The sequence below is a fragment of the Clostridium vincentii genome, assembly GCF_002995745.1.
In the GTDB taxonomy this organism is placed as follows: domain Bacteria; phylum Bacillota; class Clostridia; order Clostridiales; family Clostridiaceae; genus Clostridium; species Clostridium vincentii.
Genome location: NZ_PVXQ01000004.1, coordinates 112,841 through 139,282, shown reverse-complemented (window position 1 = coordinate 139,282; position 26,442 = coordinate 112,841). Strand labels below are relative to the sequence as shown.

General features: G+C 31.4%; 26 protein-coding genes. 24 read left to right on the top strand and 2 right to left on the bottom strand.

The genetic code is table 11. From position 1 onward, the window contains the following. From CLVI_RS03160 to CLVI_RS03060, 21 genes are all read left to right on the top strand, one after another. A partial coding sequence (locus CLVI_RS03160) for a flagellar hook-length control protein FliK (protein WP_146127298.1) occupies positions 1–1,692 on the top strand: 1,692 nt, incomplete at its 5' end. Between the two features lie 12 nt (positions 1,693–1,704). After that, on the top strand, positions 1,705–2,382 hold the full coding sequence (locus CLVI_RS03155; protein ID WP_106058660.1) for a flagellar hook assembly protein FlgD: 678 nt from the start codon (positions 1,705–1,707) through the stop codon (positions 2,380–2,382). Between the two features lie 52 nt (positions 2,383–2,434). Next, complete coding sequence (locus CLVI_RS03150; protein ID WP_106058659.1) at positions 2,435–2,821, top strand: TIGR02530 family flagellar biosynthesis protein; 387 nt, start codon at positions 2,435–2,437, stop codon at positions 2,819–2,821. A gap of 80 nt (positions 2,822–2,901) precedes the next feature. Next, on the top strand, positions 2,902–5,634 hold the full coding sequence (locus tag CLVI_RS03145; RefSeq protein ID WP_106058658.1) for a flagellar hook-basal body complex protein: 2,733 nt from the start codon (positions 2,902–2,904) through the stop codon (positions 5,632–5,634). A 79-nt stretch (positions 5,635–5,713) separates the two neighbouring features. Further along, positions 5,714–5,905 (top strand): flagellar FlbD family protein, encoded by a 192-nt coding sequence (locus CLVI_RS03140; protein ID WP_106058657.1) that lies wholly within the window; start codon positions 5,714–5,716, stop codon positions 5,903–5,905. An 11-nt stretch (positions 5,906–5,916) separates the two neighbouring features. After that, positions 5,917–6,723: a motility protein A gene (locus CLVI_RS03135; RefSeq protein WP_106058656.1), complete on the top strand. Its 807-nt coding sequence runs from the start codon at positions 5,917–5,919 to the stop codon at positions 6,721–6,723. A gap of 2 nt (positions 6,724–6,725) precedes the next feature. Next, the gene (locus CLVI_RS03130) at positions 6,726–7,451 is read left to right on the top strand and encodes a flagellar motor protein MotB (protein WP_106058655.1); all 726 of its coding nucleotides are present in this window, start codon (positions 6,726–6,728) and stop codon (positions 7,449–7,451) included. A 5-nt stretch (positions 7,452–7,456) separates the two neighbouring features. Then, entirely contained in the window at positions 7,457–7,936 is a 480-nt protein-coding gene (locus CLVI_RS03125; protein WP_106058654.1) for a hypothetical protein, read from the top strand. Between the two features lie 9 nt (positions 7,937–7,945). Further along, positions 7,946–8,338, top strand: a complete 393-nt coding sequence (locus tag CLVI_RS03120; protein ID WP_106058653.1) for a flagellar biosynthetic protein FliO — start codon at positions 7,946–7,948, stop codon at positions 8,336–8,338. Continuing rightward, positions 8,328–9,107, top strand: coding sequence for a flagellar type III secretion system pore protein FliP (gene fliP / locus CLVI_RS03115; protein WP_106058652.1), 780 nt, complete (start codon positions 8,328–8,330; stop codon positions 9,105–9,107). The genes CLVI_RS03120 and fliP overlap by 11 nt, the downstream gene beginning before the upstream one ends. Before the next feature lie 11 nt (positions 9,108–9,118). After that, complete coding sequence (gene fliQ, locus CLVI_RS03110) at positions 9,119–9,388, top strand: flagellar biosynthesis protein FliQ (protein ID WP_106058651.1); 270 nt, start codon at positions 9,119–9,121, stop codon at positions 9,386–9,388. 15 nt (positions 9,389–9,403) lie between these two features. Continuing rightward, a complete protein-coding gene (locus CLVI_RS03105; RefSeq protein WP_106058650.1) occupies positions 9,404–11,242 on the top strand; it encodes a fused FliR family export protein/FlhB family type III secretion system protein in 1,839 nt (612 codons plus the stop codon). 48 nt (positions 11,243–11,290) lie between these two features. Then, positions 11,291–13,348 (top strand): flagellar biosynthesis protein FlhA, encoded by a 2,058-nt coding sequence (gene flhA, locus CLVI_RS03100; protein ID WP_423237128.1) that lies wholly within the window; start codon positions 11,291–11,293, stop codon positions 13,346–13,348. After that, the gene (gene flhF, locus CLVI_RS03095) at positions 13,349–14,497 is read left to right on the top strand and encodes a flagellar biosynthesis GTPase FlhF (protein WP_106058648.1); all 1,149 of its coding nucleotides are present in this window, start codon (positions 13,349–13,351) and stop codon (positions 14,495–14,497) included. Further along, positions 14,491–15,348 (top strand): MinD/ParA family protein, encoded by an 858-nt coding sequence (locus tag CLVI_RS03090; RefSeq protein WP_106058647.1) that lies wholly within the window; start codon positions 14,491–14,493, stop codon positions 15,346–15,348. Before flhF ends, CLVI_RS03090 begins: the two co-directional genes overlap by 7 nt. A 14-nt stretch (positions 15,349–15,362) precedes the next feature. After that, positions 15,363–15,986, top strand: coding sequence for a flagellar brake protein (locus CLVI_RS03085; protein WP_106058646.1), 624 nt, complete (start codon positions 15,363–15,365; stop codon positions 15,984–15,986). Between the two features lie 13 nt (positions 15,987–15,999). Further along, the gene (locus CLVI_RS03080; protein ID WP_106058645.1) at positions 16,000–16,725 is read left to right on the top strand and encodes a FliA/WhiG family RNA polymerase sigma factor; all 726 of its coding nucleotides are present in this window, start codon (positions 16,000–16,002) and stop codon (positions 16,723–16,725) included. Between the two features lie 13 nt (positions 16,726–16,738). Beyond that, the gene (locus tag CLVI_RS03075; RefSeq protein ID WP_106058644.1) at positions 16,739–17,182 is read left to right on the top strand and encodes a DUF6115 domain-containing protein; all 444 of its coding nucleotides are present in this window, start codon (positions 16,739–16,741) and stop codon (positions 17,180–17,182) included. Positions 17,183–17,259: 77 nt separating this feature from the next. After that, positions 17,260–17,382 (top strand): hypothetical protein, encoded by a 123-nt coding sequence (locus CLVI_RS17955; protein ID WP_278320494.1) that lies wholly within the window; start codon positions 17,260–17,262, stop codon positions 17,380–17,382. Then, positions 17,379–18,146: a flagellar hook-basal body complex protein gene (locus CLVI_RS03065; protein WP_106058642.1), complete on the top strand. Its 768-nt coding sequence runs from the start codon at positions 17,379–17,381 to the stop codon at positions 18,144–18,146. The genes CLVI_RS17955 and CLVI_RS03065 overlap by 4 nt, the downstream gene beginning before the upstream one ends. A 19-nt stretch (positions 18,147–18,165) precedes the next feature. Then, positions 18,166–18,936 carry a flagellar hook-basal body complex protein gene (locus CLVI_RS03060; protein ID WP_106058641.1) on the top strand — a complete coding sequence of 257 codons (771 nt, stop codon included), beginning with the start codon at positions 18,166–18,168 and terminating at the stop codon, positions 18,934–18,936. A gap of 327 nt (positions 18,937–19,263) precedes the next feature. On the opposite strand, the gene CLVI_RS03055 is transcribed toward CLVI_RS03060, so the two are convergent. Continuing rightward, a complete protein-coding gene (locus CLVI_RS03055) occupies positions 19,264–20,907 on the bottom strand; it encodes a putative manganese-dependent inorganic diphosphatase (RefSeq protein ID WP_106058640.1) in 1,644 nt (547 codons plus the stop codon). A gap of 185 nt (positions 20,908–21,092) precedes the next feature. Between CLVI_RS03055 and CLVI_RS03050 the strand changes: the two genes are divergently transcribed. Continuing rightward, positions 21,093–23,642 carry a calcium-translocating P-type ATPase, PMCA-type gene (locus CLVI_RS03050; RefSeq protein WP_106058639.1) on the top strand — a complete coding sequence of 850 codons (2,550 nt, stop codon included), beginning with the start codon at positions 21,093–21,095 and terminating at the stop codon, positions 23,640–23,642. A 40-nt stretch (positions 23,643–23,682) separates the two neighbouring features. On the opposite strand, the gene CLVI_RS03045 is transcribed toward CLVI_RS03050, so the two are convergent. Further along, the gene (locus CLVI_RS03045) at positions 23,683–24,096 is read right to left on the bottom strand and encodes a hypothetical protein (protein ID WP_106058638.1); all 414 of its coding nucleotides are present in this window, start codon (positions 24,094–24,096) and stop codon (positions 23,683–23,685) included. A 270-nt stretch (positions 24,097–24,366) separates the two neighbouring features. Between CLVI_RS03045 and CLVI_RS03040 the strand changes: the two genes are divergently transcribed. Beyond that, positions 24,367–25,317: a DUF4003 family protein gene (locus CLVI_RS03040; RefSeq protein WP_106058637.1), complete on the top strand. Its 951-nt coding sequence runs from the start codon at positions 24,367–24,369 to the stop codon at positions 25,315–25,317. A gap of 13 nt (positions 25,318–25,330) precedes the next feature. Further along, positions 25,331–26,377 carry a DNA polymerase IV gene (locus tag CLVI_RS03035; protein ID WP_106058636.1) on the top strand — a complete coding sequence of 349 codons (1,047 nt, stop codon included), beginning with the start codon at positions 25,331–25,333 and terminating at the stop codon, positions 26,375–26,377. The last annotated feature ends 65 nt before the right edge of the window (positions 26,378–26,442 follow it).

Below are 26,442 nucleotides of genomic sequence, written 5' to 3'. Positions count from 1 at the left end.
AAGATGGCTTCAGCTAAAACAAATACTCAAGATCAAAATATCAATACACAAAGTAGTATGAATCAAGAAGATGCTGTTAAAGTAATTAACAACCTTTTGTCAGATTTAGAAACTGGTAAAGAAAATGAGTCGCTAAATCAGGAAAACTTAACTACAATTCAAGGCTTACTTAATAAATTAGGTGTAAAGCTTGACAGAGAAGTAGGATCTAAAGATGATAGTGTAAGATCCTTAGCAGGAATTGTTGAAGTAGTTAACAAGATGGCTTCAGCTAAAACAAATACTCAAGATCAAAATATCAATACACAAAGTAGTATGAATCAAGAAGATGCTGTTAAAGTAATTAACAACCTTTTGTCAGATTTAGAAACTGGTAAAGAAAATGAGTCGTTAAATCAGGAAAACTTAACTACAATTCAAGGCTTACTTAATAAATTAAGTGTAAAGCTTGACAGAGAAGTAGGATCTAAAGATGATAGTGTAAGCTTTTTAGCAGGAATTGTTGAATTAGTTAATAAGATGGCTTCAGCTAAAACAAATACTCAAGAGCAAGATGTTAATGTAGAAGTAAGTACATTAAAGGCTGAAACATTAAATCTTCAAATCAATGATTTAGTGACTGATAAATTAATTTTAACAAAAGTTTCAACAAGTCTAAATCAAACTAGTAATACACAAAGTAGTATAAATCAAGAAGATACAGTTAATGTAATTAATAACCTTTTATCAGTTCTAGAAACTGGAGAAGACGATGGATTACTTAACAAGGAAAGCTTAACTACAATTGAAGGCTTACTTAATAAATTAGGTGTAAAGCTTGATGAGGAAGTAGGAACTAAAGAAATTAAAACTTATGATATTTTAAGGGGATTAGTTAAAGATGTTAGCCAAGATGTGAAAAATTTAGTAGAAGCTAAAACTTCGAAAGAGACACTTCAGAATAATATCCTAGCTAAGGGACTAACTTTAAAAGAAGAAACACCTAGATATAATAATGCTGATGTAACTTTAAATAAAGTAGTAAATGAAGCCAATTATGTAAAGGAAACTCTAGCAGATAGAAGTTTTAGTGATGGTGGAAAAGAATCGAATCAGAATAATAGTAGAACTCTTAATGAAGAAATATCTAAAGAAACAAAGCTTTTAAGTTCTATACTTGATGATGGAGATGAAAAAGAAAATAATAAATTCTCTTTAATAGTAGACAGGTTAGGAACTCAAACAACTAAACAGATTATGCCTGAACCTACAGTTATAAATAAGGAATCTATTGCAACGGATGTTATTAAGAACGTTAAGCTTATGGTTACAAATAATATTAAGGAACTTACGGTTAAGATTAACCCAGGGCAATTAGGTGAAATTACTATTAAGATAATTGAAGAAGGGGGAGTTATGAAGGCTAATCTAAAGGCTTCATCAAGGGAGACCTATCACCTACTTTCACAGCAACTAGGTGATATAAAGAAAAACTTAGGAGAACAAAATATTAAAATTCAGGAAGTAAATGTTAGTATTTATGAGGAAGATGCAACCTTTTATAAGGATGGACAATTCTCAAGTAATTCTTTCCAAAATGATGCTAATAATAGACAAAATAAAGGAACTGAATTTACAGGAGAGTTTACAGAAGATGAACTAAAGGATAATAATGAATTAAATGAAGAAGGTAACATTAATATGTTGGCCTAGGAGGTAGAAAATATGGCAATTAATGATATGACGATTCAAGATTATAGTACTGCTACAAAAACAGATAGTGGAACAAAGATAGTTAAAAAAGGGCAAGAATTAGGAAAAGAAGCGTTCTTAACCATATTAGCAGCTCAACTTTCAAATCAAGACCCTAGTAAAGAAACTGATTCAAGTCAGTATATTTCTCAAATGGCACAATTTGCTTCCATGGAGCAGATGACTAACTTAAATGAAACTATGACTAATTCTGTAAATCAAAATTTAGTTGGCAAGGGTGTCACTTTAAGTATCCTAGATTCAAATGGAGTAGCATATACAGGTGTAGTTCAAACTGTAACATCTAATAGCAGTGGAACTTCATTAACAGTAGAAGTAAATGATAATGGCACAAATACGTATATTGATGCTAATGTTGATCAAATAGTTACAGTAGTAAATGTATCAGATTATTCAATACCTCCATTAACTAATATGGATGGTAATATGCAGTTTTTAGTTGCCTCATCATTCCTTAATAAGAATGTAGAATTAACTGATGTGGATAGTGATGGAGAAAATCTTACTGGAACCGTAAAGGGAGTATACAAGGAGAGCGGAGCAATTAAGATGAGAGTAGAATTAGCTTCTGGTGAAACAATTGAAGTAGCATATGCTAATGTAACTAAGGTGGGAGAGTTTGAAGAGTAAGAATACCTAGGATAGAAAATTCTAAATTAGTAAATTGAAATAAGGTGATGAAGTGGGATATAGAATAATTAATGGACAGGCTTTTCAGGTTGGCAATGTTGGAGGTCTTGAAAACAAATCCTCAGTAAATAAGAAAGTGAATAATGAGGGTGATTTTAAAGATATATTAAATAAAGCCATCGATAAAAAAGAAGGATACACATTATCAAAGCATGCAGCAGAAAGACTAAAAGCTATGAATTTTTCGGAAAATGATATGAAAAATATAGAGAAGGGTTTTAAGCTTGCTGAGGAGAAGGGTGCAAAAAACTCAGTTATGGTATACAAGGATGTAGCAATAATTGCAAGTGTAGAAAATAAAACTATTATTACAGCAGTTGATAAAAACAGAGCACAAAGCAATGTCTTTACAAACGTAGATAGCGTTGTAATATTATAGGCTGGACCTAATAAGGAAGCCTAAAGCTTGTTGAAGGATCGATGCAAGCACAAATAATAAAAATATGGAGGCCAAATATTATGTTAAAATCAATGTATTCCGGTATAAGTGGAATGAAGGTAAATCAAACAAAGTTAGATGTTATTGGTAATAATATTGCTAATGTTAATACAACAGGATTTAAATCCTCAAGGGCAAGATTTTCAGATACATTAAGTCAAAATGTTTCTGAGGCTATGGCACCATCTCAAAATGCAGGTGGAATTAATGCTAGCCAAGTAGGACTTGGAGTTCAACTCGCAAGTATTGATTCAATAATGACTCAAGGTTCTATGCAAACAACTGGTAGAGCTCTTGATGTAGCAATAGATGGTAATGGGTTTTTCATGGTAAGTAGTGGTCCAGCAGTAAGTGGGGATGGAACCCTTCAAGTATCAAACACAGGTACCCATACTGTTTCAGACCAATCAATACAAACCTCAGGGTCACAGTTAATGTATTCAAGAGATGGATCTTTTATATTAGATACTGATGGAAGTCTTTTAACTGGTGATGGATATAGGGTTATGGGTTATTCTTTAACAAATGATGATAGCTCTCAGGTTGCTACAGCTGTGTCATCAACAACTGTAAATAATCCCGCTGGTTTAAAAATTAGTTTCGGACCAGGGTCACAATTAAATGGATATAAGGTAGTGCTTGGGACTGTTGCACCAGGGACTCCTACTACAAGTGTAGTTGATAAGGTTAATAAGCAAGTAATAATTAATGGAGATTTTTCAGATGAAGGTAGTTTAACTACTGAACAAATTGAAGCAGCAGTAAATAAAGGCTTATCAGCTAGTGGAATTTCTCAATCTATGTCAATAGCTGGTACAATTACTACTTATGCAAATTTAGAATCAGATGGAATTGCAGGTGGAACTGATAATATAGCTCCTGATAAAATTTCCTTTGCAGGATTTACAATTAAGCTTACTGAAGGTGCTAGCTTAAATGACTATACTTTTGAAATAGGAGAAGTAGGTACAGAAGAATTAGCAGCAACTGTTAATACAGATGAAAGGAAAATTACAATACAAGGAGATTTTATTAGTACGGACTCATTTACCGCAAGTGATTTAAAGGCAATAATTAATCAAGCCCTTGTAGAGGCTGGAGTTGAGGATCAAAAGGTTGATACTTTAACAGGTAGTAGAACTAATTTTGCTAATTTAACTGCTACTACTGGTAAAGCCGTTGTAGCTGCTGCTCCAGAATTATCAACAGATAAGACAACGGTAACAGCACCAGGCACTTTATTAGGATTTACAGTAGCCGTTGGTACAGATAGTACCGGAAATGATTTGAATGGATATTCAGTACAAATTAAAAAATCAACGGGTGCACCTACAGTAAATGTGGATACTGGTAGTAAGGCAATAGTAATAAGTGGAGATGTTTCAAGGATAGGATCAGCTGCATCAGACGGAGTAACAGTAGCTGACTTTAATGCAGCAATATTGAGCAAATTAAAAGCATCTAATATAAAAGATGCAAATATTACCCTTTCAGGTACATGTAATACTACAGATACATTAGCTAATTCAGAGGTGGTGTTCGCAATAAATGGTGTTGATTCAAAGGCTCCTAGCATTGTAACCTTAGGCGGATTTGAATTAGAATTTCCACTGCCGGAAACACTTCCAGCCATGACACCGGCAGCTGTACCACCTATAGGAACCAACTATTTAGATGAATTACAATTTGTTATAGCAGATATAAATGAAGAGACTTTAACAGTAGAAGTAGATCCTACAAATTCCAAGAAGTATATTATAAAAGGTAATTTTGCACAAGCAGATGGAGTAACTAAAGCTGACCTTCAAACAAAAATAAATGATGCATTAGGATTAAGCGGAGATGGTAAAATACTAGTTTCAGGACAATCAAAGGTTTATTCAGGAATAGTATCAGATGCTGTAATAGGTGGAGAAGATTTAAGTTCAGCAGGTGAAGTTAGTGCTCGTGGATTAAGTTTTCAACCAGCAACATCTTCAGGGTCTGCCTTAAATGGATATAAAATACAAATAGGAACAGTAGCAGAAGGAACAAAGACAGAAACTATAATAGATGAAACAGCTAAAACAATAACCATTAATGGAGATTTTGTATCTGCTGATGGAATAACAGTAAAAGCAGTACAAACTGCTTTAACTAAGGCATTTAGTGCTTCTTCATTAGGAAACAACGTTGGTATTACTGTTGGCGGGGTACCTGTTAGAATTGATGAGGCAGCGTCTGAGATTACAACCGGTGGTACTCCAGTACAAAGTATAGGCGAAAATGGAGTTGTTAGCTTTGTTGATGCTACTAAGGATTTAAAGGCTTATGATACTAATTTAAAGAGTTTAAGGATTCCTGATAAAGTAAAAATACCTGGAACAGATACCATGATAGCTGTAAAAACTTATACAATAAGTCCAGATGGTGTAATTAATGCCACTTTAGAAGATGGTACTGTAGCGGCACTTGGTCAGATTGCTCTTGTAAGTTTTAAGAATCCAGAGGGCTTAACTAAGCTTGGAGGGAATCTTTATAATGGATCAGTAAACTCAGGGGAAGCAGCGGTAATGACTGGACTTGGGACTCTTGGTGAAGATAATAGCAAAATATTTGGAGCAACTCGTCAAAATATGTTAGAGATGTCCAATGTTGATTTGGCAGAACAATTTACAGATATGATTGTATCTACTAGAGCTTTCCAAGCAAGTAGTAAGATGATTACTACAGGTGATGAAATATTAACAGAAATAATCAACCTTAAAAGATAATTGAAGTAAAGATTTAATTAAAGAATATATAGGATTAGTTAAATCTAATCCTATATATATTATTTTTAGGGGGTAATGAATGATAGATGTAACAGGTTTGAATAATGAAGAATTTATATTAAATGCAGATCATATTGAAAAAATTGAAGAAGTCCCTGAAACATTAATTACATTGGTAAATGGGAAGAAATACATAGTCTTAGAAAGTATTGATGAAATAAGACAAGCAGTTATTAGATATAAAAGAAGAATTTTTACTAACGGGTTCTAGGAGGCAATATTATGAAAAAATCGGATGCTTTAACTACCATAGGTTTGGCAGGAGGAATAATAGTATTACTGTATGCAATGATGATGGGTGGACAAGGTCTATTAATGTTTTGGGACATATCATCTCTTTTGATAACAGTAGGGGGATCTTTAGCAGCGGTAATGATTACATTGCCAATAAGTACTTTTAAAAAAATAGGTGTAGTATTTATGCAATCCTTCAAACAAAAGCAGTCATCAGGGACAGAGATAGTTTCTCAATTTTCTGATCTATCAAAAAAAGCTAGAAAAGAAGGCCTACTTTCCTTAGAGGATGAAATCGCTCAATTAAAGGATGATTTTCTTAAAAAAGGATTGCAAATGGTGGTTGATGGTATAGAGCCAGAAACTATAAAAGAAATACTTGAACTTGAAATTGGAGAAATGGAAAATAGACATTCAAAGGGGTATTCTATTTTTTCAGTTTGGGGTAATTATGCTCCTGGATTTGGGATGTTAGGTACGCTTATTGGGCTTATTCAAATGCTTTCTAATCTTACTGATGCCTCAACAATAGCTCAAGGTATGGGAAAAGCTCTTATTACAACATTTTATGGATCCTTGCTTGCTAACATATTCTGTAATCCTATATCTTCAAATCTTTCGAGAAAAAGTGAGGTAGAATCAGGGTTAAGAGAAATGATGCTTGAGGGAATATTAGCTATCCAATCTGGAGTGAATCCAAGAATAATTGAAGAGAAGCTAATGACCTATTTAGCTCCTACAGAAAGGTTAGAATATTTAAACAAGAACACTGAAGATAGTGAGGGGGTTGTATAGTTATGGCTAGAAAAAAGAAGGAAAAGCCTCAAGAGGCTACCGCAAGCTGGCTAGACACTTATGCAGATACTATAACCTTACTTATGACTTTCTTCGTTCTTTTATATTCTATGTCAACAGTAGATAACCAGAAGGTCCAGCAAATATCTAAGGCTTTTAATGAAATAATGACAGGGTCAGCCGCAGATTCTATGCTGGAATATAATCTTTATGATGGGGAAGTTCCTTTAGTTGGTGGAGAAACAAAAATTGATTCGGAAATTAAGGATTCAATAGTTAAAGAAACCTATGAAGAAATTAAAGACTTTGTTGAAGAAAATGATTTAGCAAGTACAGTTGCTATAATAGAAGATGAAAGAGGCGTTATACTGCAATTAAAGGATAGTATTTTATTTGAAACAGGTAAAGCACAATTGAAAACAGAATCCTTATCTGTACTAGATACAATAAATGTTTTAATTGCTACAATGCCTAATTCAGTAATTGTTGAAGGGCATACTGATAATGTTCCAATAAAAACTGCGGAATTCCCTTCAAATTGGTATTTATCATCAGATAGAGCTAATAGTGTAGTAACATATTTTATTGATAGCAAAAAGCAAATTGCAAGCAGATTTAGTTCTATGGGGTATGGAGAGGTAAAACCTTTAGTACAAAATACTTCAGATGCGAATAGAGCACAAAATAGAAGGGTTAATATATTGATTGTTGCTAATAGTAAGGAGTGATCTTAATGGCTAAACAAGTAAAAAATAATGCGGAAAAAAAACCACCAGGTAAAGGGAAAAAGATAATGATAGCTATCATTGCCCTTATCATAATAGGAGCAGCAGCCTTTGCAGGATTTTATTTCTTAATACTATCAAAGGATACTACTGAAAAAATCATTGAACCTACAGTGGTGGTATTATCAAAAGAAACAAAAATTAATCTAAGTGATAAGAAAGCATCCTATGTAATGACAGGAATTTCTATAGCTTATGATTCAGCAAATAGTAAACTTGAAAAAGAAATAATAGCAAAAACAATACAACTTCAAGATAAGGCAATTTGGTATTTAAAATCTAAGGTAACTACTGACTTTGAGGCTAGTAAGGAAGTAGAATTAAAAACAGGATTAGTTAATATTTTAAATAAGGAATTAGAAAATGGAAAAATTTTAAATGTGTATTATAGTACTGGTGATGATACTGCAAGTTTTATAATACAGTAAGGTAGATAAATGGATTTTATATTTATGATTTTGAAATTAATAGTGGCATTGATAATATTATTTGGGCTTATGATTATTGTTTTAAAATATTCTAAAAAAGGAATGGATAACTCTACTCGAAGAAGTTATAGTAAAATTGTAGATAGAACTCAAATATCTAAGGATAGTTTTGTAATTGTTCTTAGAGTTGGGAAAGAGGGAATGGTTATACTTACGGCAGCAGGCCATACACAAAAACTTAAGGATCTTTCAGAAGAAGAAATTAATAAAGCTGAAGAGGATAAACAGGAAGCCTATGTAGAAATGACAAAAGTTTATGGTAACTTTATTGATATCTTAAAGAAGAAAGTCTATGCTGTCATAGGAAAAATAAAGTCAAAGGAAGAGAAAAATGAGAAATAAGAAAAACAAGTATATATACACAATCTTATTGACCCTGGCAATCATTGCTTTTTCTAGCATTGTAGCCGCGGCTGCTCCTGCAACTGTAGACATACCAAGTGTAAATATAGATATTGGTGGAGATGGAACTGCTAACGACTATGTATCAAACATAAAATTACTAATATTTTTCACTATTTTGAGTTTATTGCCATCAATTGTTATTATGGTAACTTCCTTTACTAGAATTGTTATTGTATTTTCATTTTTAAAAAATGCAATGGGGGTAACTCAATCTGTACCTAATCAAATTTTAGTTGGATTAGCACTTTTTCTTTCTTTATTTATAATGGCACCAGTTTTTACACAGGTGAATGAGCAGGCTATTCAGCCTTATTTAAATGAAACAATGACTCAAGAGGATGCAATTGAAGTTGGTGGAAAACCTATAAAGGAATTTATGCTTAGGCAGACTAGGGAAAAGGATTTAGCATTATTTGTTGAAATTTCAGGTATTGATACTGAAAATTTAACAGAGGAAATAGAACTCCCTATTTACATAATTATACCAGCTTTTTCTATAAGTGAATTAAAAACAGCTTTTCAGATAGGATTTTTATTGTATTTACCATTTTTAATTATTGATATTGTGGTAGGTAGTATACTGATGTCTATGGGAATGTTTATGTTACCACCAGTTATGGTTTCATTGCCATTTAAGTTACTGTTATTTGTGATGGTAGATGGTTGGTATTTGCTAGTAAAATCTCTTATTATGAGTTTTGGATGAGGTGAAAATTTATGAGTCAAAATTTAGTTATAGGAATTATTAAAGAAGCTATTGTTACTGCTCTTAAGCTAGGAGCACCAATAATAATTTCGGCACTACTAATAGGATTAATTATTAGTATTCTACAGGCAACTACTCAAATTCAAGAACAAACTCTTACCTTTGTACCAAAGCTTATAGGAGTTGCTCTAGTTGGAGTAATATGCGGTAGTTGGATGTTGCAAACTTTAATGAGTTTCACACAAAGAATTTTTGAATTAATTATAAAAGTTTCAACATAGAGGAGGAAGAAAAGTATGATTGATACAGCCTACTTCCTTGGATTAACTTTGGTCTTTATTAGGTTAGCAACATTTTTCCTTGTTGCTAAGGTCTTTTACCCTAGTGGAACTCCAAATATTTTAAAGGGAGTATTAGGAATTATACTTTCTTTTTTTGTTATATCAGGGATAGATACTCAGTCCTTGTTAGAAATTTCAAATAATTATATGCTTATAACATCCATAGTAAGTGAATTTATGTGTGGATTAGTTTTAGGATTTATTGTAGGTTTAATATTTGAAATTGCAAAAATGGCAGGAGCTTTCATGGATACACAAATTGGTCTATCAATGCTAAATATGATGGATCCTATTAGTAAAACTAATGTTACATTACTATCAAATGTATCCTATTATATGTCTGTAGTAATATTCTTTATTATAGATGGGCATCATGTGCTGATTAAATGTTTAGTTGCAAGCTTTGATGTAATTCCAGTAGGAGGACCAATAATATTTCAAAACTCTTTTTATTTAATACTAGATTCATTTTCTAAATATTTTATAATTGGTGTTAGAATAGCTTTGCCAATAGTTTTAATTGTTCTTTTAACAGATATATGTATGGCCCTAATTTCAAGAACCGTGCCAGCCATTAATGTTATGATATTAGGTATGCCTGTACGAATGACAGTAGGTTTATTAGTATTTGTTCTAGCATTACCTCTTTTTATTAAAATGATGACTTATGCTTTTGGGACCATTCCTGATATGTTAAGTGATTTATTAAAAAGCTTGTCATCAGTACCGTTAATACTTATATTTGCAGCTGATGATAAAACTGAAGATGCTACACCTAAGAAAAAAAGTGAAGCTAGAAAAAAGGGGCAGATTGCAAAAAGTAAGGATGTAGGAATCGCAATAACAATGATTGCTATTACTTTAGTAATTTTGACTGTAAGTGCTACGATAATTGGTAGCTTAAAAGAATATATGCAAGTTAGTCTTCAATCTGGAATTTTACGAACTTTAGATAAATCTACAATGGGAGCAATTAATATAACTGTTATATCAAAGATAGTTTTCAATGTGTTACCTTTTGTAGTTCCTATAATGATAGCTGGAGTGGCTGCAAGTATAGCTCAATCTGGATTTATGCTTACAGGTGAACCGTTAAAACCAGCTTTTAGTAAGTTAAATCCTATAAAAGGGTTCAAAAATATTTTTTCTATGAAGAGTTTGGCAGATTTAATTAAGAATTTAATAGTAGTAAGTATTGTTGCATATATTGGCTACAAGTATGTTGACAATAATTATGAAGTAATATTACAAATGTCAAATATATATTTACCTTCCTTAGGAATAGAGGTATTAAACATAATTTTAGGAATATTTATGCAAATTACTATTCTTCTTGTAATTATAGGAGCTATTGATTATATTGTTCAATTTAAATTACATAATAAAGATTTAAAAATGAGTAAGCAAGAGGTTAAGGAAGAGTATAAGCAAATGGAAGGTGACCCTCAAGTAAAAGGTAAAATCAAACAAAAGCAGAAAGAAATGGCCAGTAAAAGAATGATGTCGTCTGTTGCAGATGCTACAGTTATAATTACAAACCCAACACACTTAGCTGTAGCAATAAAATATGATGATGGAGTCAATTCATCACCTAAGGTTGTCGCAAAGGGAGCAGAACTAATTGCTTTAAAGATAAAAGAAATAGCAAAAGAAAATGATATACCTATTATGGAAAATAAACCATTAGCAAGATTGATTTATGAACAAGTTGAGATAGATGATGAAATTCCACAAGAGATGTTTCAAGCTGTGGCAGAAATTTTAGCTATGGTATATAAACTCAAAAAGAAATGATGATGGTTTGTTTTTAATAGGAAGTTTATATAAAAGGAAGGGATTAGTTTGCCAAATAAGTTTAGTTTAAAAAATAATCTTGATATACTTGTTGCATTTGGTGTAATTGGTATTGTAATGATGATAATAATCCCTTTACCTAAGGGAATATTGGATATCTTATTAGCATTAAATATAACATTATCTATAGTTATAATTCTTATAACTATGTTTACAACTAACGTATTGCAATTATCAGTATTTCCAACATTATTATTGGTAACAACATTATTTAGATTAGGACTTAATATTTCCTCAACAAGGCTTATATTAACAGAGGCCGATGCGGGTAAAATAATTGAAGCCTTTGGAGAATTTGTTGTGCGAGGAAATTACGTTGTAGGTATTATAATATTTTTAATTATAATTATAATTCAGTTTATAGTAATTACAAATGGTGCTGGTAGAGTAGCTGAGGTATCAGCTAGATTTACATTAGATGCTCTTCCTGGTAAGCAAATGAGTATAGATGCTGATTTGAATTCAGGAATAGTTGATGAAACTACTGCAAAGCAAAGAAGACAAGATCTTCAATCAGAAGCAGACTTTTATGGAGCTATGGATGGTGCATCTAAGTTCGTAAAGGGAGATGCTATAGCAGGTATTATTATTACAATGATTAATATTATTGGTGGTATAATAATTGGCGTTCTAATGAAAGAAATGACTGCCGCAGATGCAGCCCAAACATATATTAGATTATCAGTTGGTGATGGACTTGTAGGTCAAATACCAGCACTTTTAATCTCTACTGCATCAGGTATACTTGTAACTCGTTCTGGAAGTGCTGAAAATTTCGGTAAAACATTGGCTACTCAATTAACAGCTTTTCCAGTAGCAACAGGTATTGCAAGTATAGTAATGTTATTGTTAGGACTTGTCCCTAATATGCCTAAATTTGCGTTTATTACAGCTTCATTAGCTATGGGAGTTCTTACATATTTGCTAGTTAAAGATGAGAAAAAGAATGAAGAATTAGCAATTTCTATGGAAGAAAATGAAAGCGTTAAAATGGAAAGTAAGGAACCGGAAAATGTAATGAATCTAATTTCTGTTGAACCTATGGAAGTTGAAATTGGATATGGACTAATTCCACTCGCGGATGAGGGGTCTGGGGGAGATTTACTCCAAAGAATCGCATCTGTTAGACGGCAATGTGCCATTGAAATGGGTATAGTTGTTCAACCTATAAGAATAAGAGATAATCTTCAATTAAAGACTAATGAATATGTAATAAAAATTAGAGGAACAATAATAGCATCCTCAGAATTAATGGCAAGTATGTTATTATGTATGGATCCTAATGGAGAGAATTCTGAAATTCAAGGAATTAAAACAATGGAACCAACCTTTAATCTGCCAGCTGTATGGATTAATAAAGATCAAAGAGAAGAAGCAGAGATTAAGGGGTTAACAGTTGTAGATCCTACTACTGTTATGGTAACTCATTTAACAGAGACAATTAAAGCTCATTCCTACGAATTATTAGGAAGACAAGAAGTTAAAAATATCGTTGATATAACTCGTGAGAAATATAGTGCAGTTGTAGAAGAATTAATACCGGACTTAATGAGCATAGGAGAATTGCAAAAGGTATTACAGAACCTGTTAAAAGAAAAGGTTCCAATAAAAGATATGGTTACTATAATGGAATCATTAGCAGATAATTCGAGAAATACAAAGGATTTAGAAATACTAACAGAGTATGTAAGATTCGCTTTAGCAAGAACTATATGCAATCAGATAATTAATGAAGATAGAGCTGTAACAGTAGTTACTTTAACGCCTAAATTAGAACAAATTGTTGCTGGTAATATACAGAAATCAATTCAAGGATCCTTCCCGGCAATTGATCCAGATACTACCACACGAATATTTAATAAAATAAGAGGAACTGTTGATTCTGTTTACTTTTATAATAATCAACCAGTAATATTGGTTTCTCCAAATATTAGATGTGTATTTAGAAAATTAGTAGAGATGGCATTTCCTCATATAATGATTATTTCATTAAATGAAATACCAAATGATGTGGAAATTAGAACTGAAGGAGTTGTATCAGTATAGATGATTATTAAGAAATATATGGCCAATAATATAAATGAAGCACTTACTAGAATTAGACATGAACTTGGCAAAGAAGCTGTTATTATAAGCCAAAGGAAAATTAGAAAACCTGGAATCAAAGGATATTTTTCTGAAAAGTTAATAGAGGTTACGGCTGCGGTTGAAAATTATTCTGTGGGTACAAGTAAAAAGAACGTTGATGTGACGCAAGAAGATAATTTTAAAAGTTCATTAGATAATTTAAAAAAGATTATGAACAAGGAAATTGAAAGTAAAAAAGTTCCTGTTTTAGCCAAAAAGGAAGAGGTGATACCACCTATAGTTAATCTCTCTCTAGAAAGTGAAGTAGCTCAAATGAAGGAACTTTTAAATAAGGTCCTTAAAAATACAGAAAAGGAAGAAGTAGAAGAGGATGAACTTCTTACTTTAATAAAAGAACTAGATATAGATACATTTTTTTATGATGAATTAAAAAACAGAGTAGGCAACGAAGATATTAAAGGTAAGCTTAGGGAAATTGTAAAGGAAGACATAAAAATAATAGATGGTGAGCTTAAAGGTAATGTGGTTTTAGTGGGTCCAACTGGAGTGGGAAAAACAACAACAATAGCCAAATTAGCCGGAAGACTTTCCTTAATTGATAAGAAGAAGGTTGGGTTGATTACAGTAGATACATATAGAATTGGCGCAGTAGAACAATTGAAGACATATGCGGAAATTATGAATATTCCATTTAAGGTTGTAATTACTATGAAAGACATGGAAGAGGCTGTGAAAAGCATGGAGAATTGTGATATAGTATTAATAGATACAACAGGTAGAAGTAGTAAAAATGCCATGCAAATTTCTGAACTTAGAGCCTTTGTACAAAAAGCAAAACCTGATTCAGTAAATCTGGTAATTAGTTCTACTACTAAGAATAAGGACATAAAAACTATTGTAGATGGTTATAAAGAATTAGACTATGAGAGTATAATTATTACTAAACTTGATGAGACTACCGTTTATGGTTCTTTATACAATATTCAAAAAGTAGCACAAAAACCTATAGGATATATTACTATAGGACAAAATGTTCCAGATGACATCAAAGTACCTTCAAAGGAAGAAGTTGTAAGACTTGTTTTTGGGGAGGAAACCTTATGTTAGACCAAGCTGAAAGACTTAGAAGGTTGGTTAATGATAAAGATGAAATAAATCCAAAGAATAAAGCTAAAATTATAACAGTTACATCTGGTAAAGGTGGAGTGGGGAAAAGTAATTTTGTTGTGAATCTAGGTATAACTCTTCAAAAAAAAGGTAAACGAGTATTAATTTTTGATGCGGATATAGGTATGGGAAATGATGATGTACTTATGGGAATATATCCAAGATATAATATCTTTGATTTAATTAGAGGAAGAGATTTAGATGAAATATTAGTTCAGGGACCAGAGGGTGTTATGCTTTTAGCAGGAGGCTCAGGATTAAATCAGGTAGAGGATTTGCAAAGTCATGAAAGAGATGCCTTTTTAGGGAAATTAGAGAGCTTAGATGGCTTTGATTATATTCTTATGGATACTGGAGCAGGAATAAATAGAAGTGTATTAGCCTTTATAGCTTGTTCAGAAGAACTTATTATAATTATAACTCCAGAACCAACATCTTTAACTGACGCGTATAGTTTAGTAAAAGCCACAGATCATTTTAAAATTAAAAGCAAAGCTAAGATTGTTGTTAATAAAGCATTTACAAAAGCAGAAGGTAACCAAACTTTTAATAAGTTTAAAACTGCTGTTAATAGATTTTTAACTGTTGAAGTTAGTTACCTAGGTTGTATATTAGACGATAGAAAACTTGTGCAAGGGGTTAGGGACCAAGTCCCTTTTGTCATATCATATCCACATTCAGATGCATCTAAAGGAATAGAAGAAATATCAAAAACTTTATTAGGTGAGGATTCAAAGATGAGGATAGGAGCACAGGGCGTGTTTAAAAAACTATTTAATATATTTTCTTAGGGGGAAACGGGGAAATGGAAAATTTAAAAATAAACATAAATGGGAATCTTTTGGTTTTGTATGAGGATAAGTATTATAAAAGCACCGTACAGGATGTTAATGAAGAAGAATTCATAATTAATATGCCTGTAGAGGATGGAGTATATTTAACACTTAACTCAGGAGATGACATATTAGTTGATTATTTTTCTGATGATGGATTTTATTATGAGTTTGCAGCAAAGGTAATTTCAAGACTAACTGAAAAGAATATGCCTATGTATAAAATTTCAAGACCAATTAAAGCAATAAAAATACAAAGAAGAGATTTCGTTAGAGTAAGTTTCACTGAACCTACTGTATATAAAATAGATGACAATAAAAAATGTGAGTGGAAGCCTGGATTGCTTTTAGATTTAAGCGGGGGTGGCTTAAAGATAAAGTTAAAAGAAAAAATAAAACTAAGCGGAAAAATTATTATTAAGATATCTTGTGGAAATGATGTCTATGAGATTCTAGGAAAAACAATAAGATGTGATAAATCTGAAGATGGAGAATATGTTTGTGGCATTGAATTTAAAGAAATAGATGAGAGAAAAAGGGATAAGATAGTTCAAAAGGTGTTTTCAGTAATGAGAAAGCAGCGTGAACTTTTGTAGAGGAGATGAGCTGATGGTCACATTAGATGTTTTAGAAGGAAAAGAACAGATTGTAGTAAAATATATACCTTTAGTAAAATATATTGCATCACGTGTAAGTCTTGGGAAAAACAAGTATATGGAATATGAAGATTTAGTTAGTTATGGAATGATAGGTCTAATGGATGCTATTTCAAAATTTGATAAAACAAAGGGAATGAAATTTTCATCTTATGCATCAATAAGAATAAAGGGTACAATTATTGATGAGATTAGGAAATGTAGACCTATATCTAAGGGTGGAATGGATAAATTAAATAGATATAATGAGGCAATTGAAGCTTTTCAAAAAGAACATCTTAGAGAACCTGATATTGAGGAAATAGCTAAATCTATGGAGTTATCTATTAGTGATGTTTCTGAGATAGAAAATTATATAAATTACATTTCGGTAATCTCCTTAGAGAATGTTATTTTCTCAGATGGTGAAGATATAACTGTTATGGGAATAATAGAAGATAAAAATAGCCCTAGTCCAGAGCAAAGTTATGAGAAGGAAGAGGAAACGGAAACTCTTGCAAAGGCTATAGAATCATTGAAGGAAAAAGATAAAATTGTTTTAAATTTATATTATTATGAAGGACTTACCCTTAAAGAAATTGGTACTGTATTAACTGTATCGGAATCTAGGGTATGTCAACTTCACAGTAGAGCAATAAGGAATCTTAGAGAAAAAATGAAGAAAATGAATTACATGTAGAAGAGAGGTAAATATGCCAATAATATTAATTATAATGGGAGCTTTGTTAATATTTTTTAATTATAAAGCAATAAAAAAAGATGAAAATACCTTTTCAAATGTGCTAAAATATAAAAAGAGAGATATAACTGATTTCGAAGTGAAACTTGGAGGCATACGAAAAGATATGGCAGAAAGTTTGACTGAACTTCAACAGGAAATATTAGAACTGAAAACTAATAGGATTGATAGAAATCCTCTTCAGGAAGAAGACAATTTGAATCTAAAAATAGATAACAAGATAGAGTCTATAGTAGACGTAAAAGAAGAAGATGTTATTAATAATATTAGTAAAAAAGGAAAGTCTGAGCAAATAAAAGAACTTCTAGATATGGGTTTCACTGAAAATGAAATTTGTGAGAAACTATCCATAGGCAAGGGGGAAGTACTATTAGTAAAAGGATTATTCAAAAAATAAAGAATGTAATAGATTTCTTAAGTGATAGGAAAATATTGTTAGGTATAGGTATAGGATTAATTCTAGGAGTTATATTCATGTTTAGCTATAAATATGAGAGTACTATCTCAGACTATAATATAGAAGAAAAGGCAAGAGCTTTGGGAATGCATTATGACGGTGAATGCAAAGTGCTATTTGGAAAGGATGAGGAAAAATGATTAGAAGTCTTTATACAGCAGTTTCAGGTATGATAACTATGGAAAATAAACAAAATACGGTTACAAATAATATGGCTAATGCTAATACAACAGGATATAAGAGTCAAAATCTTGTAACAAAAAGTTTTAATGATGTATTGCTTCAGAATATGGATAAGGTTACAAATGGAGTAAATCAAAAACAAGAATTAGGTACAATAAGTCTTGGTGTTGCAATCGATGCTGTAAATACTAATTTTACTCAAGGTACTTTAAAAGAAACTGGAAAAGTAGGGGACTTAGCAATAGAAGGTAAAGGCTTTTTCGCAGTTAAAAGTGGAGATCAAACATTCTATACAAGAGATGGGCAATTTAGAGTTAATAATCAAGGGAATTTAGCTAATAATTCAGGAGATTTATTATTAGGAACAAATAAAGCCACTGGAGCCTTGGAGCCAATTACTGTTGCTTCTGGTGATTTTACAGTAGATAAATATAACAATGTTTATGTTAACGGTACTGCAACTCATAAAATAGCTATTGCAGATTTTGCAGACTATGCTACTTTAGGAAAGACTGGAGATAATTATTACACTGGAGAAAATCCTACATATGCAGGAGATGCAAGGGTTAGTCAAGGATTTTTAGAAACATCTAATGTTAACATTACAAATGAAATGGTAGATATGATGACTGTAATGAGAAATTTTGAATCAGCTCAAAAGTTTGTGACTATGTTAGATGAGAGTTTAGGTAAAGCTGCAAACGAAGTTGGCAAAGTATAATAGGGAGGGGGAATAGATAGTGTTTACAACATTAAGTACAAGTAAATCAGGATTGAATGCACAACAAACAAAATTAGATACTATAGGAAATAATTTAGCTAACTCTACTACTGTAGGATACAAAAGAGTAGATGTTGGATTTCAAGATTTATTAAATCAATCTCTTAATAGACAAGGAATCCCAACTTTGAATGAAGACATCTCCATGGGAACAGGGGTAAGGACAAGTGATGCTTTTAGGGATAACACTCAAGGAAGTTTTACTGAAAGTGGAGTAACAACAGATTTAGCTATTGAGGGACAAGGCTATTTTAAAGTTACACAAGCAGATGGAAGCGAAGTTTACACAAGGGATGGAGCTTTTAAAATTGATAGATTAGCTAAAGTTGTGGATGGTAGAGGTAATAAATTAGAGATAGAATATGTTGAGGGAAGATCAGAAGAAAATTGTAATTTTACAACTGATAACTTATTAGTTGATAGTGACGGAAGTGTTTATATAAAAGAAAATGGAGCTGTTAATAAGGTTGGAGAAATACCCGTATATTCTGCTTTAGGAGATAGTTCATTTGCTTCCATAGGAGATAATCTATTTGTACCAACGGCAGGATCTAATGTTGAAAGAACTGCAAATGTTATAATTCATCAAGGATTATTAGAAGGATCAAACGTAGATATAACTACAGAATTCACTGATATGATAGTAACTCAAAGAGCTTTTCAATTGTGTGCAAAGGGAGTTACTACTGCAGATGAAATGTGGGGGATGGTTAATAATATGAGAAGATAGTCTCTTATTTAATATATAAAAAGCTACTGGTAAAAAATATTTTACTAGTAGCTTTTTTATATTAAATAGTTGAAAGTTGAGAATGGAGAATGGAGAATGGAGAATGGAGAGTTGAAAGTTGAATTCCTTCGGAATTCTTTTGAATAAAATAAATTTCAAAAGATCCAAGGAGAAAGCAAAAATCAAAGATTTTTGCTTTCTTCTTGGATCTTTATCCATAACTTTCAACTCCCCGTAAGGGGCACCCTTGGGTGTCCACTCTCAACTTTCAATTCCCTGAAAGGGCTGCCCAAGGGTGTCAACTTTCAATTTGCAAGCGTAGCGTAGCTACATATTTGTTATTACATTAGTTAAAGGTGGAACAACTTGTTTTTTCCTTGATAAAACTCCAGGTAAAAACGCAGTTGAATCTTCCAAGGCAATGTTGAAGGTTTTTTCTACTAGTGCTGGTAATTTACCTGCAACTAAAATCTGAGATCCTTCATTTAGTATATCAGTAAGAAGAAGCATAACCAGGCTAAATCCACCCTCGTCAGATTTTTTGTTCATATAGGCGAGCATTTCATTCTTTAAAGGCATGAAACCCTCTATGTCCATAGTGTTAACTTGTGCGATTCCAATTTTAATTTTACCGATTGTAAAAGGTTTGAAATCTTGATTGAAAATTTCTTCTATTGTACTACCTTGAAGAGAAGTGCCAGCCTTAAACATTTCTTTAGCAAACTCTTTTAGGTTATTTATTCCAGCTATTTCAGCAAGCTTTTTACATATGTTTCTATCTTGATCTGTACAAGTTGGGCTTCTAAATAAAAGAGTATCAGAGATAATAGCACCGCATAATAATCCAGCAGCCTTTTTTGATGGTATTATACTATTTTCAAAGAAACATTTACCAACTATAGTAGATGTACTTCCAAGAGGTTCATTTCTAAAGTATATTGGATTGTTTGTTTGAATATCTGCAACTCTATGATGGTCTATAATTTCAATAACTTCTGCTTGATCTAATCCATCTACAGATTGACCTCTTTCATTATGGTCAACTTGAATAACTTTCTTTTTAAAATTAGATATTAAATGATATCTAGAAATAGTTCCAAGAACCTTACCTTCAGAGTTAGTTACAGGATAACTTCTATATCTAGTTTCAATCATAGTATCCTTTATGTCTTCTACTAATTCATCCTCTGAAAAAGAAATTAAGTTTCCTTTAGCCATTACATAGCCAACGGGGATACTTTGAATTATTAATCGTGAAGCTGTAAAGGAATCATGAGGAGTAGTTATTATATTAACCCCTGCTTTTTTAGCGGATTCTAATAATATGTCAGATAAGGAATGGGACCCTGTTAATATCATTAATGAAACTTTTATATTAATTAAAGCTTCTTGAACATCAGGTCTATCTCCAACAATAGCTATATCCCCCTGAGTAATTATTCCTTTAAGACTTTCAGGTTTCATTGCAGCTACTGATAATTTACCAGGGAATTTTGTGTTATTTGCATCTAAATATATTTCCTTAGCAGATAATGTATTAAGGATATTTTCTATAGTTGTATTGCTTTTGTCAAGAATTAAATTATCCCCAATATCCATATAAGATGATGTCAGGTTTGAAATTGATAAAATACCTATTAATTGATTATTAGAATCTGCAACAGGAAGAGACTTAATATTTTTATTTTTCATTATGCTCCAAGCTTTCTTTAAGGAAAGTTCAGGTGATATAGGACTAATATTATCTATATCTAAGTCGCAAACTTTAAGTTTAACAGTTTCTAAGTATATAGGTGCTTCTGCTTTAAATCTATCTAGAATAAATTGAGTTTCTTTATTAACATTTCCAAGTCTTACTGCAATTGCAGGATAATCACCAATTTTATTTTTAAACTCAGCATAACCATAAGCTGCGCAAATTGAATCAGAGTCTGGGTTTTTATGTCCGGTTACGTAAACTAGGTTTTTCAATGTTGTTCCTCCTTTTTATAATGAATTCACATCTTATATTTTAAGCGTAAAACATAAAAAAGTAAAGAAGTGGAATTATTTTAGTAACATTATTATTAAAATTGAATATGCAACTCTTTCTTATGTTCTAACTTATTTAAGAAGAAACATATATATATATATAGTGTTGTTTAGGAGGAAAAAAAGTGATACAGGAAAAGACGGTAATTCCAGGATTATCTACAAGAGAAGCTGAAAAGAGAATGAAAGAATTTGGATTAAATGAATTTCAGCATAAAAAGAAGATTTCACCAATTTTAATATTTATATCTCAGTTTAATGATTTTATGGTTTGGGTTTTATTAGGTGCTACAGTAGTTTCAGGCATAATGGGGGATACCGCAGATGCAATAACTATTATTATCATAGTTATTGTTAATGCAATATTAGGTTTTTTGCAAGAATTTAAGACTGAGAAATCCCTTGAGGCGCTAAAGAATTTAGCAGCTCCTACCTGTAAGGTTTTTAGAGATGGTGGAGTAAAAGTTTTAAATTCACTTTATTTAACAATGGGAGATATGGCAATTTTAGAAGCAGGGGATAGGATACCTGCAGATGGAGTGCTTATAGAAGCTTCAGCAATAATGATAGATGAATCTCTTCTAACAGGGGAATCTGTAGGAGTTAATAAGGACTCATCAAAGGAATTATCAAATGTATTCATGGGAACTACAATCCTAAAGGGTAGAGGTTTATTTAAAGTAACTGGAATTGGAATGAATACAGAAATGGGTAAAATAGCAAATCTTCTGGATAATATTAAGGAGGAAAAGTCTCCTCTTAAGGAAAGGTTAGAATCTTTAGGGAAAATTTTAGTTGTAATTTGTCTGATTATTTGTGGAGTTGTAACAGGATTAGGAATTATCAGAGGTAATGATGTTCGAGAAATGTTTTTGCTTGGAGTAAGCTTGGCTGTTGCGGCAATTCCTGAAGGCTTAGCAGCCATTGTAACAGTTGCCTTAGCTCTTGGAGTATCAAGAATGCTTAAGAGAAATGCTCTTATAAGAAGGCTTCCTGCAGTTGAAACTTTAGGCTGTACATCAGTAATTTGTTCTGACAAGACAGGAACCTTAACTCAAAATAAAATGACAGTAAAGGAAGTTTATATAGATGGAAGAATATATGAGTTAGACCGTGAAAAACTAACTGATTCTAATTATTTAAAAAAGGTTTTTATATATTGTAATGATTGTAATTTTGATTTTAAGCAAAAAAATATAGACAAGTCCCTACATGGAGATCCAACAGAGACAGCATTAGTTAAAATGTTTTATAAAGAAGTTTCAGGGCTTAAGACATTTGTGGAAAAAGCAAAGAGAGTTTATGACATACCCTTTGATTCAACTAGAAAAATGATGTCAGTAATTATTAATGAGAATGGCAGAGAAACTTGTTACGTGAAGGGTGCACCTGAAAGATTAATAGAAAAATGTTCATTTATATTAGAAGATAATAAAATTAAGCCATTAACATTCCAAAAGAAAAAGAGGGTAGCTGCCTTTGTTGAAGCAATGTCATCAAGAGCATTGAGGTGTATAGGTGCTGCTTATAAGGAAGAAGGATTATACAAAAATGAAAAATTAGAAAATGGGTTAATATTTATCGGAGTTGCAGGAAGTATAGATCCACCTAGGGAAGAGGCAAGAGATGCTGTTCTTAAATGTAAAATTGCAGGAATAAAACCTGTTATGATTACTGGTGATCATAAAAATACAGCCCTTGCCATAGCTAAGTCTTTAAACATATGTAATAAGGATGATCAGGTTTTAACAGGGGATGAATTAGAAAAATTAAGTGATAAGGAATTAAATGTAAAGGTAAATTCAATTAGGGTTTTTGCAAGGGTTTCCCCAGATCATAAGTTAAGAATAGTAAGAGCTTTTAAAAATAATAATAATATAGTTGCAATGACAGGTGATGGAGTAAATGATGCACCTGCCATTAAAGAAGCAGATATAGGAATATCTATGGGAATATCAGGAACTGATGTAACAAAAGAAGCATCATCTATGATATTAATGGATGACAATTTTGCAACTATTGTAGCAGCAGTAGAAGAGGGAAGGGTAATTTATGATAATATAAGAAAATTTATAAGGTATTTATTATCTTGTAATTTAGGCGAGGTTTTAACTATGTTTTTAGCATCTCTATTTATATTACCTAATCCTTTAACACCAATTCAAATATTATTTGTTAACTTAGCAACAGATGGATTGCCAGCAATAGCCTTAGGAGTAGACCCTCCTAATAAGGATATAATGAGGCAACCTCCAAGATCAAAGAAAGAGAGTATATTTGCAAGAGGGTTAAGTGAAAAAATAATGGTTAGAGGATGTCTTATAGGGATATGCACATTGCTTGCATTCATGTTAGGTAGATATTTCCGTATGGATTTAAGCACATGTAGGACTATAGCTCTAGCAACCTTAGTAATGTCACAATTGTTCCATGTATTTGAATGTAGATCAGAGAGGCATTCTATTTTTGAAATAAAGATATTTACAAATATATATCTAGTGGGAGCTGTTACTATATCAGTAATAATGCTTTGTAGTATTCTTTATATTCCTTTCCTACAAGGTGTATTTGATACAGTACCACTTAGGTTAAAAGAATGGTTAATAGTTTTATTTTTCTCAGGGATTATTGCTATGATTAATAGTATATATCTTTTTATTAAATCAAGATATTAAAAAAATACCCCTTAGATTTTTAAATCTAAGGGGTATTTTTTTAATGTCTTGGTCTGCCGGATGCTTGTTGTCTAGATTTTTTAAGTAGGGAATGATCAATTGGAACTAAATCTTTCTTGGTAGTTAAATTAAGTATATTTTGTATTTGAAGGATATCAGCATCCTTATTCCCCTTAATTCCCTTTAAGCCCATAAGCATTATTTTATGACCCATGCTTACTGCAATAAAGGGTACCTTTTTAAAGAACTTCTTTTTTTTGTATTTCGCCTTAACAATTCCTTTTCCAGCATCAGGTTTAAGAACCATGTCTACAACTAAAGTGTGAAATAAAATATAGTTTTTTTCGTGATATTTAACGGAAACTACTGTTCCTGAAGTGCTTGCTATTCTATCTCCATACTTTTGATAATATGAATCTTGAAAATACTTATTAAACTTATCTTTAAATCCCATAATAATTCTCCTTCTTTGAATAAATTATACATATAATAACTAATTGTACGATATCTTATCAAAGTGTATTATACCATAGTTTAAGGTTTTATAACATATGAAAACATTTAAAAGAATTTTTAAAAACTATAATTGACACCAATTTGACAAAGAAAAAATATAAAATTTAGGTAGGGAATTAAAAGAGATTAATGAATGTGTGATAAATATATAGTATAATATAAATATAGACAGTTATAAATTAACTGTTTAAGAAAAGAGGAATTAAGTATGGAAATAACAACAAAAAAAATATGTGATTTAACAATAAAAAATTATAGAAAAGTTAGAGAAGAATTAAGATATGACGGAGATTATATTAATCATCTTGCGGCATTAATATACGCTGGAGCTAAACGGGAGGTTCCTTGTGGACAGGTTAAATTAATTAGAAGTTCAATAAAAGAAAAAACCTCAAGGATGTCGTCATTTAGAGGGGATATTTTATATGTGGTTTCATTTCTAATTGCTTTAGAGGATGATGTTAAGGGGTTTATTTCAAAAATATTAAGTTCATATAATGACCTTTTAGAAATTGGATTTAAAGAAAGCAAATATTTGGTTTTAACCTGTTATACATTAGTTAAACATAGTAAAGAAAAAGAATTATTTTCAAATATGGTTATGATGAAGGATATTTATGAAATAATAAAATCTAAGTATAGGAATGTTACAAATGATGAGGATTATCTAGAGTGTGCACTTCTTTCCATAAATGGAATTAAGAAGGAAAGAATTATAGAACATATGGATAATTTATTTAGGGATTATTCGGAAATTGAAAATCTTTCGAAAAATAGTATTCAAAGTTTAACTATGGCTGTGTTATTAAACAAAAATAAGAAAGCTTCATATGAAGTAGAAAAATTATTAATAGAGTTTGAAGAAGAGGATGTTAAAATAGGACATCAGTTCTTATCATTACTAGGAATGGTTGTAGGATATGACAAGCCAAAAGAATATATAAAAAAAGTTGATGAAGTAATTAACTATCTTTGCAAAGAAGAAGGAGAGTACGAGTTCTATATGGATAAGAGCTTTAGAGTATTTATAGGAATTGTATTAGTAGAGGCTAGTAGAAATATTAAAGAAGAGAGGTATATTAATGAGCTTTTATCAGAGGGAGTATACTCCTCAATAATAAGTAAAAACCAAGGGGTATTTGAAGAGAGATTAGCTTAGAAAAGTATGAAATATGGAAAAAATAATAATACATGTTGATATGGATGCTTTTTTTGCATCTGTTGAGGAAAGAGATAATCCAAACTTAATAGGAAAACCAGTCATTGTAGGAGGGGTAGGAGAAAGAGGTGTTGTTTCAACCTGCTCCTATGAGGCAAGGAAATATGGTGTCCATTCAGCTATGCCAATTTTTATGGCAAGATCTATTTGTCCTATGGGAGTATTCTTGCCTGGTAGATATTGGAGATATACTGAAATATCAAATGAAATATTCAAAATATTTAAAGAGGTTACAGATATTATTGAGCCGCTCTCTATAGATGAAGCGTTTTTAGATATTACTAATAGTAGATTTAAAACTGGAGAAGAGGCTGGCTTATATATAAAGAATAGGGTTAGAAAAGAATTAGGATTAACATTATCTATTGGGGTATCCTATAATAAATTTTTAGCAAAACTATCCTCAGAATGGAATAAGCCTAATGGAATGATGGTTATTACAAGTGAAATGATACCGGATATATTATTACCATTATCTATATCTAAGATTTTTGGAATTGGTAAAAAATCTGTAGAGAGATTAAATAATATGGGCATATTTATTGTAAAGGACTTGTATGAACAACCAAAAGGCTTTTTTTACGAATTTATGGGTAAGTTAGGCCTGGAAGTTTATGATAGAATACGTGGTATTGATAATAGGCAAGTTGAAACATTTAGGGAAAGAAAATCTGTTGGAAAGGAACGAACTTTAAAGTTAGATACTATAGATAAGGAGGAACTTCTTATCTACATTAGTGAGTTTTCTAGGGACATAAGTGCTATTTTGAGAACTAAGGATATTTTAGGCAAAACAGTTACATTAAAGTATAAGACAGCAAACTTTGAAAGTCATACACGAAGTAAAACCTTAAATAATTATATAGGAACTTTTGAAGAAATATTTAAGGTCAGTACCGAATTACTTGAAAGTGAAGATTTGGATGAGGAGGTAAGACTTATCGGGGTAAGTATATCTTCATTCAAAGAAGATAGAATAGAACAATTAAAACTTTTTTAAAGATTATGTGAAAATCATTGACAAATTTTTTCAAAATAAATATAATAATAACAAATAGTAGAAAA